Source organism: Salinicola sp. 4072 (genome assembly GCF_036663415.1).
GTDB lineage: Bacteria > Pseudomonadota > Gammaproteobacteria > Pseudomonadales > Halomonadaceae > Salinicola > Salinicola salarius_A.
In genome coordinates this window covers 369,195-388,266 of the sequence record NZ_JAXOVV010000001.1, presented here as the reverse complement: position 1 = coordinate 388,266, position 19,072 = coordinate 369,195, and the positions used below count along the sequence as shown (strand labels likewise).

At 63.3% G+C, this 19,072-nt stretch carries 13 protein-coding genes; 11 read left to right on the top strand and 2 right to left on the bottom strand.

Translation table 11 applies throughout. The features are described 5' to 3' along the window. The first annotated feature begins 84 nt into the window (after positions 1 to 84). Together rpmE and R3F72_RS01635 are read left to right on the top strand one after the other, a co-directional pair. Complete coding sequence (rpmE, locus tag R3F72_RS01640) at positions 85 to 300, top strand: 50S ribosomal protein L31 (RefSeq protein ID WP_087717672.1); 216 nt, start codon at positions 85 to 87, stop codon at positions 298 to 300. A 350-nt stretch (positions 301 to 650) separates the two neighbouring features. Next, entirely contained in the window at positions 651 to 1,919 is a 1,269-nt protein-coding gene (locus tag R3F72_RS01635) for a malic enzyme-like NAD(P)-binding protein (RefSeq protein ID WP_332778775.1), read from the top strand. Between the two features lie 176 nt (positions 1,920 to 2,095). On the opposite strand, the gene R3F72_RS01630 is transcribed toward R3F72_RS01635, so the two are convergent. Both R3F72_RS01630 and R3F72_RS01625 read right to left on the bottom strand, forming a co-directional pair. Next, on the bottom strand, positions 2,096 to 2,842 hold the full coding sequence (locus R3F72_RS01630) for a DUF481 domain-containing protein (protein ID WP_332778774.1): 747 nt from the start codon (positions 2,840 to 2,842) through the stop codon (positions 2,096 to 2,098). Positions 2,843 to 2,932: 90 nt separating this feature from the next. Then, positions 2,933 to 5,455, bottom strand: a complete 2,523-nt coding sequence (locus R3F72_RS01625) for a penicillin-binding protein 1A (RefSeq protein WP_332778773.1) — start codon at positions 5,453 to 5,455, stop codon at positions 2,933 to 2,935. Between the two features lie 232 nt (positions 5,456 to 5,687). Here R3F72_RS01625 and pilM point away from each other — a divergent pair, with 232 nt between their 5' ends. The 9 genes from pilM to R3F72_RS01580 all read left to right on the top strand — a co-directional run bounded on the left by pilM (position 5,688) and on the right by R3F72_RS01580 (position 19,023). Next, positions 5,688 to 6,740: a type IV pilus assembly protein PilM gene (gene pilM / locus R3F72_RS01620; protein ID WP_442978318.1), complete on the top strand. Its 1,053-nt coding sequence runs from the start codon at positions 5,688 to 5,690 to the stop codon at positions 6,738 to 6,740. After that, entirely contained in the window at positions 6,737 to 7,306 is a 570-nt protein-coding gene (locus R3F72_RS01615) for a PilN domain-containing protein (RefSeq protein ID WP_303855733.1), read from the top strand. The genes pilM and R3F72_RS01615 overlap by 4 nt, the downstream gene beginning before the upstream one ends. Then, positions 7,303 to 7,977, top strand: coding sequence for a type 4a pilus biogenesis protein PilO (locus R3F72_RS01610; protein ID WP_087717677.1), 675 nt, complete (start codon positions 7,303 to 7,305; stop codon positions 7,975 to 7,977). The genes R3F72_RS01615 and R3F72_RS01610 overlap by 4 nt, the downstream gene beginning before the upstream one ends. Continuing rightward, positions 7,974 to 8,534, top strand: a complete 561-nt coding sequence (locus R3F72_RS01605) for a pilus assembly protein PilP (protein ID WP_087717678.1) — start codon at positions 7,974 to 7,976, stop codon at positions 8,532 to 8,534. The genes R3F72_RS01610 and R3F72_RS01605 overlap by 4 nt, the downstream gene beginning before the upstream one ends. Before the next feature lie 11 nt (positions 8,535 to 8,545). Then, entirely contained in the window at positions 8,546 to 10,603 is a 2,058-nt protein-coding gene (gene pilQ / locus R3F72_RS01600; protein ID WP_332778772.1) for a type IV pilus secretin PilQ, read from the top strand. Next, positions 10,603 to 11,163, top strand: coding sequence for a shikimate kinase AroK (gene aroK / locus R3F72_RS01595; RefSeq protein ID WP_087717680.1), 561 nt, complete (start codon positions 10,603 to 10,605; stop codon positions 11,161 to 11,163). Before pilQ ends, aroK begins: the two co-directional genes overlap by 1 nt. An 87-nt stretch (positions 11,164 to 11,250) precedes the next feature. Continuing rightward, positions 11,251 to 12,363 (top strand): 3-dehydroquinate synthase, encoded by a 1,113-nt coding sequence (gene aroB / locus R3F72_RS01590; protein ID WP_087717681.1) that lies wholly within the window; start codon positions 11,251 to 11,253, stop codon positions 12,361 to 12,363. Between the two features lie 678 nt (positions 12,364 to 13,041). Further along, the gene (gene gltB, locus R3F72_RS01585; protein WP_332778771.1) at positions 13,042 to 17,493 is read left to right on the top strand and encodes a glutamate synthase large subunit; all 4,452 of its coding nucleotides are present in this window, start codon (positions 13,042 to 13,044) and stop codon (positions 17,491 to 17,493) included. 99 nt (positions 17,494 to 17,592) lie between these two features. Next, positions 17,593 to 19,023, top strand: a complete 1,431-nt coding sequence (locus R3F72_RS01580; RefSeq protein WP_332778770.1) for an FAD-dependent oxidoreductase — start codon at positions 17,593 to 17,595, stop codon at positions 19,021 to 19,023. The last annotated feature ends 49 nt before the right edge of the window (positions 19,024 to 19,072 follow it).

Sequence of the window (19,072 nt, the reverse complement as noted above, 5' to 3'; positions counted from 1 at the left end):
GCGGGAGTGAACCGCGATTCCCTATCCGTGTACGGTGCCTGGCAAGAGATCAGGTGGCGGTACACCGCAAAGCGAGGCTTCACGATGAAACAGTCTATTCATCCCGAATACAAGAAAGTCACGGCGACCTGTTCCTGTGGCGCGACCCATTCGATCGGCACCACGGCCAGCGAAGATTTCCATGTCGACGTCTGCTCGCAGTGTCACCCGTTCTACACCGGCAAGCAGAAGCAAGCGACCACCGGTGGCCGCGTCGAGCGTTTCAACAAGCGCTTCGGTGCTGCAGTGCGTCGCGGTTAAAACGCGTCTCACTACAACCGATTGGTTGTCGAAAAGCCCGCCTTGATGGCGGGCTTTTTTGTGCCCGCTCGATGGCTTTTTAAGTTTTAAAAGGCAAGGGTTAAGTTTTAAAAGATAAGGGGTATCGAGATTTATCGACTGTCCCGAGGAGATGGATAAGGAATATTTTATGGCTGGGCTTCCAAGTATAAGTGTCGCCAAATGCATCCAAGTGGTTCAAACAGGCGCTTAAAATTCGCGAAAGGCAGAGAATGGGCGAAAGTTGTGTAAGGTGGTGTTTTTCTATAATCTGACATGACTTCAGGCAAGACATTGCCGAGAATTCCCACCATTGTCTTTGGAAAATCCTCATGAGTGACGATAAGAGACAGGCGGCGCTCGATTACCACGCGAAGCCGATTCCGGGTAAGTTGTCGGTCGAGCTGACCAAGCCGACCAATTCCGCCAAGCATCTGGCACTGGCCTACAGCCCCGGCGTGGCGGAACCGTGCCGGGAAATCGCGCTGGATCCGGAAAACGCCTACCTCTATACCGGTAAGGGAAACCTGGTAGCCGTCGTTTCCGACGGTAGCGCCATTCTGGGTCTGGGTAACCTGGGCCCGCTGGCGAGCAAGCCAGTCATGGAAGGCAAGGGCGTTCTGTTCAAGCGCTTCGCCGGCATCAACTCGGTCGATATCGAGGTCGAGGCCGACTCTGCCCAGGCATTCATCGACACCGTGGCCAACATCGCCAATACCTGGGGCGGTATCAACCTGGAAGATATCAAGGCGCCGGAATGCTTCGAGATCGAAGCGGCCCTCAAGGAGCGCTGCAGCATTCCGGTATTCCACGACGACCAGCACGGTACTGCGATCGTGACCGCGGCAGGGTTGCTCAACGCGCTGGATATCGCCGGCAAGACGCTGGCCGACGCGCGCATCGTCTGTCTCGGGGCCGGGTCAGCCGCCATTGCTTGCATGAAGCTGCTCATCGAGTGTGGCGCCAAGGCCGAGAACATCTTCATGCTGGATCGCAACGGCGTCATCCATAGTGGCCGCAACGATCTCAATCAATACAAGGCGCAGTTCGCGACCGAAACGCCGCTGCGTACGCTGGATGACGCGATCGAAGGCGCCGATGTCTTCGTCGGCCTGTCCGGGCCGAGCCTGTTCAAGCCCGAGCAGCTCGAGAAGATGGCCGCGAATCCGGTGGTCTTCGCCTGTTCCAATCCGGACCCGGAGATCCACCCCGACGTGGCGCGGGCGACCCGGAGCGACGTGATCATGGGCACGGGGCGCTCCGATTACCCCAACCAGGTCAACAACGTGCTGGGATTCCCGTTCATCTTCCGTGGTGCGCTGGACGTTCGGGCCACGGCCATCAACGAGCAGATGAAGATCGCGGCCGTTCATGCCCTGAAGGACCTGGCGCGAGAGCCGGTGACCCAGGAAGTGCTGGATGCCTACGAAATTGACTCGCTTGAGTTCGGTCGCGGCTACATCATCCCGACGCCGGTGGATTCGCGCCTGCTTGATAAAATTCCGGCGGCCGTGGCTCAGGCCGCGGTGGAATCCGGCGTGGCCCGGAAGCCTTATCCCGCGCATTACCCGCTGAAGAGCGTCAAGGAGATCTACGGCTGATCGCGAGCCTGTCATCTCCAGACGACGATGCCGCCCACACGGGCGGCATCTTGGTTTTCGGCGTCTGGCAGGTGTCTTCCTATGCTGTTCCACCAGGATCATCCTGCGGCTCGTGGCTCGTGGCTCGTGGCTCGTGGCTCGTGGCTCGTGGCTCGTGGCTCGTGGCTCGTGGCTCGTTACCAGCCGTAGAGAATCGATACCGACGTCGTGGTGTCGGTGCGCGCTTCGGCATCGGGCGGCGGATGCGTGTTGCTCCTGACATCGTAGGAGATGCGTAGCGCGAGATGGGAGTTCAATTGCGATGTAATCGTCGACAGCGAGCGGGTCGTGACGCTGATATGCGTCGCTTCCGCGGATAGCTCCTGGTCGAAGGAGATGTCGTCACTGAAGTTGTAGGTGTAGTCCAGTGCCGAGTAGACCAGGGTCAGGTCGTCGCTGCCACCGGCCGCGTAGGCATCGTGACGATAGCCCGGACCGACTTCGGCGGAAAGCGTATGGGTGGGCCCGTCCAGCAGCTGGCGGCCGTAGCCGGCGATAGTGGTGAGCTGCGAGTCGTAGCCGCTGAACCGGTCGCGTTCCCAGCGCGCGAAGCCGAACAGGTAGTTGTTGTTCTCCAGCTCGTAGCGTTCGCGGGCGCCGACCAGATACCGCTCGGACGTGGTGTTGTCGTTGTCCTGGACGCTACGGGTCTCGGCGCGGAACGTGTGGGTGTTGCGCCCGGTCAGCCAGGTCAGGCGAGCCTTGGCGAGCAGCGTCTGGGTATTGGTATTGCCGGTCAGCTTGGTGTAACCGAGTTCCGCACTGCCGCTGAAGTTGGGCGCATTCTCGTCCGGCGCCGGCGGTGCGTAGAAAAGCTCTGCGTATGACGGTGATGCCATCAGGCAGGTGGTCAATAGCCACCAGCGGCAACTGGGCAGGGGCATGACATTTCTCTCAGCGTCGCTGCGACGTCCTGTTGCGGTGAAGAGCGAGTGTGGAACGAAAAAGTCGGGGCCAGGGCCCCGACTCATGTATCAGAAGATCGCTTCGTAAGTGCCGGTGCCCTGCGAGCCGCTCTCGTCTTCCAGTTCCGGGCGAATGCCGCGCGGCTGATATTCAGGCAGGTTGTCCTTGCGGAATATCTCGCTGATGCCGCCGGGCTGGTCGTCGTGCAGGCGCTTGCCGGTATCCGGATCGATGCGAACCTGAACGATGTCATCGGGAGCCTCCGGAACCACCTCGGGCGTGCCTTTCAGTGCCGGACCCATGAACGCTTTCCAGATCGGCAGGGCGGCTTGAGCGCCGTATTCCGCCGTGGTGGTGTTGTCGTCCTTGCCGACCCAGACAGTGGTCACGAGCGAGTTGTTGAAGCCGGAGAACCAGGCGTCTCGCTGATCGTTGGTGGTGCCGGTCTTGCCGACGATGTCGCTGCGATCGAGCGACAGGGCGCCGCGTCCGGTGCCGTGTTCGATGACGTCGCGCAGGATGCTGCGCAGGATGTAGAGCGCATCGGGGTCCACCACACGAGGCGCGATGCGACGCGGCTCGCCATCGATCTCGGTCTGTGTCGCGTCGGGCGCACAGTCACGGCACGCCACCAGCGGATTGGCCTGTTCGACCACGGTGTTCTGGCTGCCCTGGGTAATCTTCTGAATGTACCAGGGCGACACCTGGAAACCGCCGTTGGCAAGCACGGCATAGGCGTTGGCGATCTCCAGCGGAGTCAGCGAGGCGCTGCCGAGAGCCAGGGAGAGGCCATGCGGCAGGCGGTCTCGCGCAAAACCGAAGCGCTCGAGGAAGTTCAGCGCGTTGTCGAGTCCGAGCGACTGCAGGACGCGGATGGTCACCAGGTTGCGCGAGGTATAGAGCCCGACGCGCAGGCGAGTCGGCCCCTGGAACTGGCGCTCGGCATTTTCCGGGCGCCAATCGTCGCCGCTGAACTGCGACATGACCACCGGCGCGTCATTGATGATGGTCGCCGCGGTCATGCCGCCTTCCTGCAGCGCAGCCAGATAGACGAACGGCTTGAAGTTGGAGCCGACCTGGCGCTGGGCCTGAATGGCGCGGTTGAACTTGCTGGCGGCGAAGCTGAACCCGCCCTGGAGCGCCTCGATGGCACCGGTCTGCGGATCGAGAACGACGATGGCCCCTTCGGCGCCGGGGCGCTGCGACAGGCGCCAGTGATCGCCTTCCTTGAGGATGCGTACCAGATCGCCGCGGCTCGCGATTGCCGCGGCGTTGGCGGGGACATCGCCGCGCCACTTGGCGCTCTTGTACTCGCGCGCCCACTTCAGGCCATCCCAGTCCAGCGTGATCACCTTGCCGTCGGCATTGAGCACGCGCATCTGCTTGCCGTCGGTGGCGGTGACGATGGCCGGCTGGAGCGGGCCGAACGACGGCGTGCGCTCGAGCACCTTGAGCCAGTTGCTGACGTCGCCATCGACACCCTCGATCGTGGCCTGACTGCTCTGGGCCGCCTGGCGGGCGGTTTCGATGACCTCGGGGGACTCCGACAGCTCTTCTTCCAGGCCTTGGCGTTCGGTCCGGTCCTGCGCTTCGACCAGGCTCGGCGGTACGTCCTTCTCCTCGGGGCCGCGCCAGCCGTGGCGAGTATCGTAGTCGATCAGGCCCTGCACCAGCGCATCGCGGGCCTCGGTCTGCAGACGGCTATCGAGGGTGGTGGTGATGCGAATGTTGTCGGTATAGGCCTTGTCGCCGAAACGCTCGACGGCGTAGGCGCGCGCCATTTCCGCGACGTAGGGGGCATCGACTTCCGAGCGTGCCGTATGGCGGCTGGCCGTGATCGGTGCCTTGACGGCCTGATCGTAGCTGGCCTGGTCGATGGAGCCGAGCTCGCGCATGCGATAGAGAATCCAGTTGCGGCGGATCAGAGCGCGTTCCGGATTGGTCAGCGGGTTGAAGCTCGACGGCGCCTTGGGCAGACCCGCGATCATGGCGTACTGCGGCAGGGAAAGATCTGCCAGCGGCTTGCCGTAATAGGTGTTTGCTGCGGCGGCGATACCGTAGGAACGATGGCCCAGATAGATCTTGTTGACATAGAGCTCGAGAATTTCCTGCTTGTCCAGGATCTGTTCCATCTGCAACGCCAGCAGAATTTCACGGATCTTGCGCGTGAAAGTCTGATCCAGGGTCAGCAGGTAGTTACGCGCGACCTGCATGGTGATGGTGCTGCCGCCGGACTGGATGTCGCCCGAGGAGGCGAGCTCGACCGCGGCGCGCAAAAGCCCCTTGGGATCGACCCCGGGGTGGTTGTAGAAGTTGGCGTCTTCGGCAGCCAGCAGCGCGTCGATCAGCGACTTGGGGATCTCGTCGTAGCTGACGGGCATGCGGCGTTCCTCGCCGTATTCACCGATCAGCTTGTCGTCTTCCGTATAGATGCGCAGCGGGGTCTGAAGCTCGTAATTCTGGAGCTGGCGCACGTCGGGCAGGCCAGGGGCGAAGTAGAGCCCGGCGCCAATGACCGCCAGCACCACACCGGCGCAGAGCGACAGCAGGAGCCAGAAGGCAGTCGTCAGTAGGCGGGTAAAAAGCTTCATATAAAGGGGTGATCCTTGACTGGTGGCGGTCCGGCCGCGTGCTCGCTATCCCTGGCGTCGGACATGATTCAGCATCGGGGCATTATATGGATGCGGTGGAGCCGGGGCCAGTTTCGCCCCCGCCACTTCCTGCAAGTAAAGCGAAATAAGTGTAACGGAACGTCTCAAGTTGGCTGTGTCACCGCCGTTAAATCCGATTAGGCTTTTCCAGTTCCGGCGAGGTGAGACAGTGTTGCGCTTGAAAAGATCCTCGAAAGGATTGGTGGGAGTGGACATCACGTCCGCCACCGTCAAGCTGCTGGAGCTGGAACATCGCGCCGGTGGCTTGAGAATCGACAGTTACGCGGTGCGCCCGCTGCGCGAGGGGGCCGTGGTCGAAAGGCGCATTCGCGACAAGAGCGAAGTCGTGGATACGCTGGGTCGGGCGGTCGATCACGCCCGCTTGCAGTCCCGGCGCGCCGTGGTCGCGGTGCCCAACTCGGCAGCCATCACCCGGACGCTGTCGTTGCCCGCATCGCTGAGTGACGAGGACATCGAAGCACGGATTCAGATGGAATCCGACAAGTACATCCCGTTTCCGCTCAATGAAGTCGCCTTCGATTTTCAGCGACTGGGCCGCCATCCGCGTTACGACGACCAGCAGGAAATCATGCTGGTGGCCTGCCGAATGCAGGATATCGATACGCTGACGTCGGTGCTGGACGCCGTGGGGCTCGAGACGGTGGCCGTCGATGTCGAGGGCTTCGCGCTGGAGCGCGTCTGTCGTGCGCTGCAGACCTCCGAAGATGAAGAGGGAGATAGCACGGCACTGGTCGATATCGGCGCCAACCTGTGCGCGTTCCATGTGATCAAGGAGGGGCGGATCGTCTACAGCCGCGACAACCTGTGCGGCGGGCGGCAGCTCACCGATGCCATCAGCAAGCGCTACGGCATGAGTTTCGACGAAGCCGGTCGCGCCAAGAAGCGTGGTGGATTGCCCGACGATTATCGCCAGCAAGTCCTGCTGCCTTTCATCGATACCCTGATCCAGCACATCGGACGCTCGCTGCAGCTTTATTACACCTCTGCGGGCCAGCAGCAGATCCGCCGTCTGATCCTGGCCGGTGGGTCGAGCGCGCTGCCGGGGTTTGCGGAACGGCTGCGTGCTCAGAGCGGGCTGGAAGCAACGCTCGCCAATCCTTTCACGCACATGCGGATCCATCCGCGGCTGGATGTCACCGCGTTGGCCGCGGACGCGCCGGCCATGCTCACCGCCTGTGGGCTTGCCATGCGAGCGCTGCCATGACGATCGAAATCAACCTGCTGCCATGGCGGGAGCAGCGCCGCCTGCGGAAGACCCGACGATTCAAGCAGGGCCTGCTGCTGATGCTGCTGCTCGGGTTGCTGGTCGGTTGGGGCATCGCCCAGTACGAAAAATCCATGGTGCGGGCGGGGCAGGCCCGGTTGGCGCTGATCCAGCGGGAGACCGATGCGCTCACTCGCGATATTCAGGAGATGCGCAATTTCCGCCAGCTGCGAGAACGCATGTTGAAGCAGATCGATCTGATCGGCGAGCTGCAGTCGAGCCGACCGTTGACCATCCGCGTTCTCGATCAGCTGACGGCCACGCTGGTCGATGGCGTCCACTATACCGAGCTGAATCGCAGGGGTAGCCGGCTCGAGCTGAGCGGCGTCGCGACTTCGAATCGCCAAGTTTCCGACCAGATGCGAGCGCTCGACAACAGTTCCGCGTTCGACATTCCGTTGCTCTCGGACGTGCAGTCCGCAGAAGGGCCGGCAGCGGCCAAGCGTTTTCACATGAGTGTCGATGAGCATCCCGTCGATGAAGCCAAGCCGGGAGCTGGCTCATGAAGCGCCCGACGCTGGAAAGCCCACGATTGAATGCCTTGCGAGAGACGTTCCGGGAGCAGTGGCGCCAACTGCGTGAACTGCAGTGGCGTGAACTCGACCTGAAAGAAGCGGGAAGCTGGCCGGCCAGCCTGCAATGGCTGATCGCGCTGGGCGTGCTGCTGGGATCGATATGGGCCACGCAGTGGCTGCTCGCCTCCTCGCCCCGGGAAACGCACGAGAGCCTGGTCATGCAGGAGCAGCAGGCGTTACAGCGCTTCGAGACGCTCTCCTACCAGGCGGTCAACCTGCCGGCGATGGAGCATCAGATGGAGGTGCTCGAGGGGCGCATGCAGAGCGTGCTCGAAATGTTGCCCAGCGATGCGGAAGTGCCCGCGCTGCTGGATGCCATCAGCGAGGCAGCGCGGCAGCAGCAGCTCGATATCGACAGTATCAAGTTGCGACCGGCGGTCGAGCAGGAGTTCTATGTCGAGCAGCCCTTCGATATCCAGGTGCGCGGCGATTTCCACCAGATCGCGTCGTTTCTGGCGCGCGTTGCCGCGATGCCCCGCATCGTCACGCTTCACGACTTCACGCTGACGCCGGTGGGTGACAGCCTTCGGCTGGCCATGCTGGCGAAGACGTACCGCTATCGCGAGGATATCGACCCGGCCAAGGGGGGTAAAAAGCCTTGAGTTCGAATCGTGGCATTCTCACCGGACTGTTGCTCGCAAGCATCGTGCTGAGCGGATGCGAGGACGCCGATCTGGGGGGATTGCAGGCTCGACTGGATGCCCTGCGGAACAACCCGAAGGGGCAGATCGCCTCGTTGCCGGAGATGCCCCGGTACGCTACTGCCAGCTACGACCAGCAGCAACGACGGAGCCCGTTCGTGGCCGAGCAGCCAGCGGAGGCGGCAGCCGCCGATCCGGCCGAGGCGTCGCCGCTGCCGGATGCCGACCGGCCGCGCCAGCCGCTCGAGGCCTTCGAGCTGGACAACCTGAGCCTGGTCGGCACGATGATCGTGGGCAAGACACCCTCGGCACTGATTGCTGCGCCGGACGGCAGGGTCCACCGGCTCTTCGAGGGGGATTATCTGGGCCGGGACTACGGCCGCATCATCAGCGTGGAACCTCGCGGGTTGACGCTCGTCGAGACCGTGCGCGGTTCCGGGGGAGAATGGATCGAGCGTCGCCAGCGCCTGGAAATGGCAGGACAAGACTCCGACGGTACCAGCCGGCGGCAACAGTAGCAGGGGACAACATGACTTCTCGACGGCGCCTGGCCGCAGGCCTGGCAGCACTGACATTGTGGGGACTGGCGTTTTCTGCCTGGGCGGCACCGACCTTGACGGCGATGACCTTCACCGATCAGGGGGCCGGCCGCCTGGACGTCGGGCTCGATTTCGTCGGCGGCGTCCCGGAAATTCGCGGCTATCGCACGGATGCGCCGCCGCGGCTGGCGCTGGATCTGCTGCAGGCCCAGAGCGGCCTGTCGCAATCGAGCTTCGCCATCGGCAGCGCCGGCGTCGATTCCGTCAGGGTGCTGGGGTCGGGAGCGCGTACGCGGCTGGTGTTCGATCTGGCCTCGCCCACCGATTATCGGCTCGAACGTCTGGATGAAAGGGTCATCGTTCACTTCGGTGACGAAGCTGCGCCAGCTGAGACCGACGCGTCGGCCGAGCGGTCCGCGGCGGCGCTGCCGCGCCAGCCGGAGGTGACCTCGATCGATTTCCGCCGGGGCGAGGACGGGGTCGGCCAGCTTGACCTGGCGCTCGACCGCGCCGGAGTGGCGGCGGAAGTCTCCGGCCAGGGGCGTCAGGTCTCGGTCTCGCTACCTGGCGTGACCTTGCCCGACGACCAGTATCAGACGCTCGATGTCAGCGATTTCGGCACCGCCGTCCAGCGCATCGTGCCGCGTCGAAGCGCCGATGGGGTCACCTTCGATATCGTGGCATCCGATGCCGTGGAGCCGCTGGTGACCCAGAACGGGCGTCGTTTCACGATCGAACTGACCTCCTCGGGCAGCATCGAGCGCCCCGAGACGGACTCCGGCCCCAGCTATGCCGGTCACCGTATTACCCTCGATTTCCAGGACATCCCGGTGCGTGACGTGCTGTCGATCATCGCCGAGGAGTCGGGGCTCAACGTGATCGCCAGCGATGGCGTGCAGGGCAACGTGACTCTCAATCTGACCGATGTGCCCTGGGATCAGGCGCTCGATCTGGTACTGCGCAACCACGGCCTGTCGGCGCGACGTGAAGGCAACGTGATGATGGTGGCGCCGACCGGCGAGCTGGCCAATCTGCAGCGCCAGACGCTGGAAACCCGCGAACAGACGAAACAGCTGGCTCCGCTGACCACGGAGTTCGTGCAGATCCGTTACGCCAAGGCCGAGGATCTGGCGGCGTTGCTGCGCGGTGGCGAGGGCGTCGGCATGATGTCGGAGCGCGGACGCATCACCGTCGATCCGCGCACCAATACCCTGATTCTGCGGGATACGCGGGAACAGATCGATGCCATTCGGCGAACCATCGAGCATCTCGACGTCCCGGTGCGTCAGGTGCAGATCGAGGCCCGAATCGTGATCGCGAGGGATAGTGCCACCCGAGAGCTTGGCGTCAACTGGGGCATGTCGGCCAATGGCGGGCGCCATTTCGATCTCGACGGCGCCGCCGATGGCGATGCCTCGACGGTGCCCACGACGTCGGACGATCCTGCCTCCTACGGTGGCGGGCTGGCGGTGGATCTGGGCAATGACACCAACCCGGCCAGCGCGTTCAGCTTCGGTTATCTTTCCGGCGACATCCTGATCGATCTGGAGCTGCGGGCGCTGGAAAGCGAAGGCAAGAGCCAGACCATCTCCCAGCCCAAGGTGATCACCGCCAACCAGCGCACGGCGATCATCAAGCAGGGCCAGGAAGTGCCTTATCAGGAAGCTTCGTCCAGCGGCGCCACCTCCACCGAGTTCAAGGAGGCCGTGCTGTCGCTCGAGGTGACACCGCAGATCACTCCGGACGATCGCATCATCATGGATCTGCGTATCAACAACGACGATATCTCCGACACCCGCTACGACGGCGCGCCGGCCATCGATACCAACGAGATCCAGACCCAGGTACTGGTCAACAACGGTGAAACCGTGGTGCTGGGCGGGATCCTGACCTCCGAACAGCTGCGGACACTGTTCAAGACACCGTTCCTCGGCGACCTGCCGGTCATCGGCAATCTGTTCCGCTATACCCAGAACAGCAACGAGAAGGTAGAATTGCTGGTATTCATCACGCCCAAGATCATCGAGGACGGACTGGCCATTCGCTGATGCGGTCGCTTCCCAATCTTTTTCTCATCGGTCCCATGGGGGCCGGCAAAAGCACAATCGGCCGCCTCCTGGCGGCCGAATTGCAGCGCGAATTCCTGGATAGCGACCATCAGATAGAGGCTCGCTGCGGGGCGAATATCCCATGGATTTTCGATGTGGAGGGTGAGCAGGGCTTCCGGGACCGCGAGACGGCCATGATCGACGAACTCACCCAGCGCAGCGACATCGTCATGGCGACCGGTGGCGGCGCGATCATGCGCGAGATCAATCGCCAGCTGCTGCGGGAGCGGGGGACGGCCGTCTATCTCGCCACCACCGTCGAACAGCAGATCCGGCGCACCTCCCGGGATCGCAACCGGCCGCTGCTGCAGACAGCCAACCCCGAGCAGGTGCTGCGGGATCTGTTCGCGGTTCGCGATCCGCTCTATCGCGCGACGGCGGATATCGTCGTGCGTACGGATCGCCGAGGCCCCAGGAGCGTGGTGAACGACATCCTGCGTCGGGTTTCGCATCTGACGGAGCCGCTCGGCGAATCGGTATCTCTTTCGCACCAGAGGTGATGTCTCTTCCTCATTGGTCTTTTCCACGTCCGTCTTTCCTACACTCGTCTTCCTACATCCGTCTTTCCTACAACAAAGGTAACGCCCATGTCCTCCGTCTCGTCGCTTCCCGTGGAATCGCTGAACGTTTCGCTGGGTGACCGCAGTTACCCGATCCACGTCGGCGCGGGCATTCTGTCGAGTCGGGAACATCTGCTGCCTTATCTGGCCGGACGTCAGGTCATGATCGTGACCAACGAGGTGATCGCGCCCCATTATCTCGCGGCGCTCAAGGCGACGCTTGCCGATGCCGACCTGGATGTCCGGGAAGTCGTTCTGCCCGATGGCGAGGCGACCAAGACGCTGGCCTCGGTCGAGCGCATCTGGGACGCCCTGCTGGCGGCCGGATTCAACCGCCGCAGTACCCTGATCGCGCTCGGTGGCGGTGTCATTGGCGACATGACGGGCTACGCCGCCGCCAGCTATCAGCGCGGGGTCGCTTTCGTCCAGATTCCCACCACGCTGCTGGCGCAGGTAGACTCCTCCGTGGGTGGCAAGACCGGGGTCAATCACCCGCGCGGCAAGAACATGATCGGCGCGTTCTGGCAGCCCCGGGCGGTGATCATCGATACCGATACCCTGCGAACGCTGCCGGCGCGCGAGCTCTCCGCCGGGCTGGCGGAAGTGATCAAGTACGGTCTGATCTGGGATTCGGCGTTTCTCGAATGGCTGGAGAACAACCTGCCCGCGCTGCGCGCGCTCGAGGAATCTGCCATTCGCCACGCCATCCGGCGCAGTTGCGAGATCAAGGCGGAAGTGGTGGCCGAGGACGAGACCGAGCAGGGCGTGCGAGCGCTGCTCAACCTGGGACACACCTTCGGCCACGCCATCGAGGCGCATCAGGGCTACGGCAACTGGCTGCACGGCGAAGCGGTGGGTGCCGGCATGATGATGGCCGCGCAGCTCTCCTTCGAGCGCGGCTGGCTGAGCGAGGCCGATGTCGAACGTGTCGCTGCGATTCTGAAGGCGGCGGATCTTCCGGTTACGGCGCCGGCCAACATGCAGACAGAGGATTTCCTTTCTCGCATGCGGCTCGACAAGAAGAACCTCGACGACCGGCTGCGGCTGATTCTGCTCGAGGCGCTGGGTAAGGCGTGCGTTCGAGACGATACGGACGCCGAGCGGCTCGAACGTCTGCTGGTGAATTTCCCTCGAGCCTGACCGGATCGTTCCTCGGGTGCCGGATCGCCCGTGATCCGACCCCGGTCAGGCGAGGCCGGCTTTCTCGTCTCTGTCGATGATCTTGCCCGCTGGCGCCGATCGGCGCCTGTTCCCTATCGTTCCCTGCTGTTCCCAAAACCGCCGGTCCGGTAGCGCGGTCGTCCGGACAGGAACGCTCGACGCCGTTCCTCGTTTTCTGTTGATGCATGCTGGTGCGTGCGGCCGGTGCCGCGTGTCGACAACCTTGGTCGCCGCTGCTGCTTTTTCGAGGCGTTGACGATATAATTGGTATGCTCCATGCCGTATCGGTATGGGGTCCGCGCCACGATCTCACCCTGATCGGGCCATGGCTCAAAAAATTAAGACTTTAGTCTTACCTGCAAGTCTAAGCCTTTGAGCTAGCAGCGTATTTTGGCCGATATTCCGCTAAGTCTTCGATTTTAAATGCGTTTGCGGGGAAAAAGCCCGGCGGCTCAATTGCGCTGTGGCGGGTAACTGGCTATCCTGTCCGGCCCTTTGGCGACCGTCAGTGACGATATTGTCGGTATCTCGAGACGAAAATGAGCCGGATATTCAGTCATTAATACGGCCATAAAAATAAAAAAACCAAAAATTATCTCTTTTTATTCGATCGAATACAAGACCCTGTATTCTGACACTGCTTTGTGAGGCACGCCCATGATGAGAGGTCTTCACCAGCCCGGCGAATTCCGCGACAACTGCGGTTTCGGCCTGATTGCTCATATGGAGGGGCAGGCCAGTCACGATCTGCTCAAGACGGCGATCGAATCCCTGACATGCATGACCCACCGCGGCGGTATCGCGGCGGACGGCAAGACCGGCGACGGTTGCGGCCTGTTGCTGAAGATGCCGATGAGCTTCATGCGAGCGCTGGCCCAGGAGCAATTGGACGTGACCCTGGGCGAGCGCTTCGCGGTCGGCATGGTGTTCTTCCCCGATGACGACGCTCGCGAGCAGCATGCACGGGAAATCCTGGAAGGCGAGCTGGCCGAGCGGGGCTTGAGCGTCATGGGCTGGCGCGACGTGCCCACGGACCCCAGCGTCTGCGGGCCGATGGCGCTCGAGTGCCTGCCGCGCATTCGTCAGGTGTTCGTCGAAGGGGAGGCGTCCCAGTCCGACGCCGCGTTCAATGTCGAGCTGTTCATGGCCCGTCGCTTGGCCGAGCAGAAGCTGCGTCAGGAAGAAGAGTTCTACGTCTGCTCGCTGTCGTCCAAGGTGGTTTCCTACAAGGGCCTGATGATGCCCGTGGACCTGCCTACCTTCTATCAGGATCTGGGCGACGAGCGTCTCGAAACCGCCGTCTGCGTCTTCCACCAGCGTTTCTCGACCAATACGGCGCCGCGCTGGCCGCTGGCGCAGCCGTTCCGCTTCATGGCGCACAACGGCGAGATCAACACCATCGAGGCCAACCGCGGGTGGGCCAACGCGCGCAAGGCCAACTTCGTCAGCGAGCTGCTGCCGGACATCGAAGGCCTCGACGAGATCGTCAACACCACCGGTTCCGATTCGTCGAGCATGGACAACATGCTGGAAGTGCTGCTGACCGGCGGCATGGATCTCTACAACGCGGTGCGCATGATGGTGCCGCCGGCGTGGCAGAACGTGGAGACCATGGACGGCGACCTGCGCGCCTTCTACGAGTACAATTCCATGCACATGGAGGCGTGGGACGGTCCCGCCGGTATCGTCATGACCGACGGCCGCCATGCCGTCTGCATGCTCGACCGCAACGGCCTGCGTCCGGCGCGCTGGGTGATCACCGACAACGGCTACATCACCCTCTCCTCCGAGATCGGGGTATGGAACTATCAGCCGGAATCCGTGGTGGCCAAGGGCCGTGTCGGGCCGGGGCAGATTCTCGCCGTCGATACCCAGACCGGCGAGGTGCTGCATACCGACGATATCGACCAGCGGCTCAAGTCCGCCTATCCGTATCGCCGCTGGCTCAAGGAGCACGCGCACTATCTCGAGTCGGCGCTGACCGAACTGGCCCGCTTCCAGCCGATGGAGACCGACGAGCTCAACGTCTATCAGAAGATGTTCTCGGTGACCTTCGAGGAGCGCGATCAGCTGCTGCGCCCGCTGGCCGAGAGCGGTCAGGAAGCGGTCGGCTCGATGGGCGACGATACGCCGATGGCGGTGCTGTCTCGGCAGAACCGTCTGCTCACCGATTTTTTCCGCCAGAAATTCGCCCAGGTCACCAACCCGCCGATCGACCCGTTGCGTGAAGCGATCGTGATGTCGCTGGAAACCTGCATGGGCGCGGAACTCAACGTCTTTCAGGCCACGCCCGAGCATGCCAATCGCCTGATCCTGACCACGCCGGTGCTGTCGCCGCGCAAGTTCACTGCCCTGGTGACCCAGGAAGATCCGGCGTTCACCTCGATCCGGCTGCCGCTGCACTACGACCCGGAGACCACCTCGCTGCGCCAGGCGCTGGTAACGCTCTGTCAGCAGGCCGAGCAGGCGGCCCGGGATGGCAAGGTGATCCTGGTGCTGTCGGATGCCGAGCTCGAAAAAGGCAAGCAGCCGATCCAGGCGCTGCTGGCCACCGGCGCGGTGCATCATCATCTGGCCAGGCTGGCGCTGCGCCCGCGCGTCAATATCGTGGTCGAGACCGGCTACGCCCGTGACGCGCACCAGATGGCGGTATTCTTCGGGGTCGGCGCCACCGCGGTCTATCCGTACCTCGCCTACCAGGTGATGGCGGACATGCACCGCATCGGCGAGCTGGTCGGCAACCCGGCGGACGCGCGCGAGAACTACCGCAAGGGGATGCAGAAGGGGCTTTACAAGATTCTGTCGAAGATGGGCATCTCGCAGATCTCTTCCTACCGGGGTTCGCAGCTGTTCGAAGCCGTCGGGCTGGGTTCCGAAGTCATGCAGATGTGCTTCGACGGCATGATGTCGCGCATCGAGGGCACCGGCTTCAGCGAGCTGCAGATGCAGCAGACGCTGGCGGCCCGCGATGCCTGGATTCCCCGTAAAGGCATCCGCCAGGGCGGCCTGGTCAAGTTCGTCCACGGGCACGAATACCACGCCTACAATCCCGACGTGGTGATGCTGCTGCAGCAGGCGGTCCAGCAGGGCGACTACGCCAAGTGGAAGGCCTTTGCGCGGCTGGTCAACGAGCGTCCGGTGGCCACGATCCGGGATCTGCTGAAGCTCAAGCCGGCTCCCGAGCCGTTGCCGCTGGACGAGGTCGAGCCGGTGGAAAACCTGCTGCCGCGCTTCGACAGCGCCGGCATGTCGCTGGGCGCGCTGTCGCCGGAAGCCCACGAGGCGCTGGCGCAGGCGATGAACGAAACCGGCGGCCGCTCCAACTCCGGTGAAGGCGGCGAGGATCCGGCCCGCTACGGCACCATCCGCTCGTCGAAGATCAAGCAGATCGCCTCCGGCCGCTTCGGCGTGACGCCAGCCTACCTGGTCAACGCTGAGGTTCTGCAGATCAAGGTCGCCCAGGGCGCCAAGCCCGGCGAGGGCGGCCAGCTGCCGGGCGGCAAGGTCAACGAAACCATCGCGCGGCTGCGCTATGCGGTGCCGGGCGTGACGCTGATCTCGCCGCCGCCGCATCACGACATCTATTCGATCGAGGACCTGGCTCAGCTGATCTTCGATCTCAAGCAGGTCAATCCGAGCGCTCAGGTTTCGGTCAAGCTGGTCTCCGAGCCGGGCATCGGCACCATCGCCACCGGCGTGGCCAAGGCCTACGCGGACCTGATCACCGTCTCGGGCTACGACGGTGGTACCGCGGCGAGCCCGATCACCTCGATCCGCCATGCTGGCAGTCCGTGGGAGCTGGGCCTGCCGGAAGTGCACCAGGCGCTGCGCATCAACGGCCTGCGCGACAAGATCCGGCTGCAGACCGATGGCGGCCTGAAGACCGGGCTCGACGTGGTCAAGGCAGCCATTCTCGGCGCCGAGAGCTTCGGCTTCGGCACCGCGCCGATGGTGGCGCTGGGCTGCAAGTATCTGAAGATCTGCCACCTCAACAACTGTGCGACCGGCGTCGCGACCCAGCATCAGGAGCTGCGGGATGAGCACTTCCGTGGCACGGTCGACATGGTCAAGCACTACTTCCGCTTCATCGCCGAGGAAGTGCGTGAGCTGATGGCGCTGCTGGGCGTACGCCAGTTGACCGACCTGATCGGGCGCACCGATTTGCTGGAGATGCTCGAAGGCGAGACGGCGGCACAGCGCAAGCTCGATCTGAGCCCGCTGCTGGCCAACGACTTCGTGCCTGAGGACGCACCGCAGTTCTGCCAGGTCAGCCGCAACGTGCCCCATGATCCGGGTGCCAAGAACCAGGAAGTGTTCGACGCGCTGCTGCCGGCGATTGAATCGAAGTCCGGTGGCGAGTTCTCGTTCACGATCACCAACTGCGACCGCTCGGTGGCGGCTCGGGTTTCCGGCGAGATCGCCAAGCGCTATGGCGAGGCGGGGCTGGAAGACGCGCCGATCACGGCGCGCTTCACCGGCGTCGCGGGGCAGAGCTTCGGCGTGTGGAACGCGCGGGGGCTGAACCTATACCTGGAAGGCGATGCCAACGACTACGTCGGCAAGGGAATGAACGGTGGCAAGGTGGTGATCGTGCCGCCCAAGACCAGCCGCTTCCAGAGCCATGAAACGGCGATCATCGGCAACACCTGCCTGTACGGTGCCACCGATGGCAAGCTGTTCGCTGCCGGCATGGCTGGTGAGCGCTTCGGCGTGCGCAACTCCGGTACCCACGCGGTGATCGAAGGCGCTGGTGACCACTGCTGCGAGTACATGACCGGCGGTCTGGTCTGCGTGCTCGGCAAGACCGGGATCAACTTCGGTGCGGGCATGACCGGTGGTTTCGCCTACGTACTCGACGAGGACCGTGGTTTCGTCGACCGCTACAACCACGAGCTGGTGGAGATCCATCGGATCAACACCGAATCGATGGAAGCTTATCGCCGTCACCTGCGCGAAGTGATTACCGAGTACGTGGAAGAGACGGACTCGCCACGCGGGCGGGCGATTCTCGAGGATTTCTCCGACTTCATCCGCCACTTCTGGCTGGTGAAGCCCAAGGCCGCAAGTCTCAACGGTTTGCTGGCCCAATCCAGGCGGCAGCCTGAATAAGAGGCGGCGACAGCCCGAACGGCCCCCGGCGTCAGTCACTGGGGGCAGAGGCAAAAGCTGCAATCCGAGAGCGTCGTCGGCCCAGTGAGGAGAAAAGACATGGCAAACCGTTTGAGTAACGACTTTCAGTTCATCGATGTGGGGCGACGCGATCCGCAGAAGAAGGATGCGCGCAGCCGGGCGAAGGAGTTCGCCGAGATCTACGAGCCGTTCAAACCCAGCGAGGCGGCCAGCCAGGCCCATCGCTGCCTGCATTGCGGCAACCCGTACTGCGAGTGGAAGTGCCCGGTTCACAACTACATTCCCAACTGGCTCAAGCTGGTCAGCGAGGGCAACATTCTCGAAGCGGCGGAGATGTCGCACCGCACCAATTCACTGCCCGAAGTGTGTGGCCGGGTCTGCCCTCAGGATCGCCTGTGCGAGGGCGACTGCACGCTGAACGACGGCTTCGGCGCCGTCACCATCGGCTCGGTGGAGAAGTACATCACCGATACTGCCTTTGCCATGGGCTGGCGTCCGGACATGTCCAACGTGACCATGACCGACAAGCGCGTGGCCGTGATCGGTGCGGGACCGGCCGGACTGGGCTGTGCCGATGTGCTGGTGCGCAACGGCGTCAAACCGGTGGTGTTCGATCGCTACCCGGAGATCGGTGGCCTGCTGACCTTCGGCATTCCCGAGTTCAAGCTCGAAAAGCACGTGATGGAGCGCCGTCGCGCGGTATTCGAGGAGATGGGGGTCGAGTTCCGGCTCAACACCGAGATCGGTCGGGACATCACCTTCGAGCAGCTCAACGATGAATTCGACGCGGTCTTTCTCGGCATGGGCACCTACAAGTACATGGTCGGCGGTTTCCCCGGCGAGGAGATGGACGGCGTCTACAAGGCGCTCGACTTCCTCATCGCCAATGCCAACCACCACATGGGCTTCGAGAAGGATCCGGCCGACTACGTGTCGATGGCCGGCAGGCGCGTGGTGGTGCTCGGGGGCGGCGATACCGCGATGGACTGCAACCGCACCTCGATTCGTCAGGGCGCGGCCAGCGTGACCTGTGCCTATCGTCGTGACGAGGAGAACATGCCGGGCTCCAAGCGCGAGGTGGCCAACGCGCGCGAAGAGGGCGTCGAGTTCCTGTTCAACCGTCAGCCGGTGGCGATCGTCGGCGAGGGCAAGGTCGAGGGCGTCAAGCTGGTACGCACCCGCATGGGCGAGCCGGACGAGAAGGGCCGGCGCAGCGCGGAAGTGGTGCCGGGCTCCGAAGAGATCCTGGCCTGCGATGCGGTGGTCATCGCGTTCGGCTTCCAGCCCAGCGAGATCGAATGGTTCGACACGCACCAGATCGAGGTGGACGAGCGCGGCCGCGTACTGGCACCGGAGATTCCGGCGCAGATGGAACGCTTCGCCTATCAGACCAGCAACGAGAAGGTGTTTGCCGGCGGTGACATGGTGCGCGGTTCCGATCTGGTGGTGACGGCTGTCTACGAAGGGCGTCAGGCGGCGGAAGGCATCCTCGACTATCTCAAGGTTTGACGGTTGCGGCTCGTGCCGGCGGTAGCGTCGGCACGAGCCGCCCGGCACG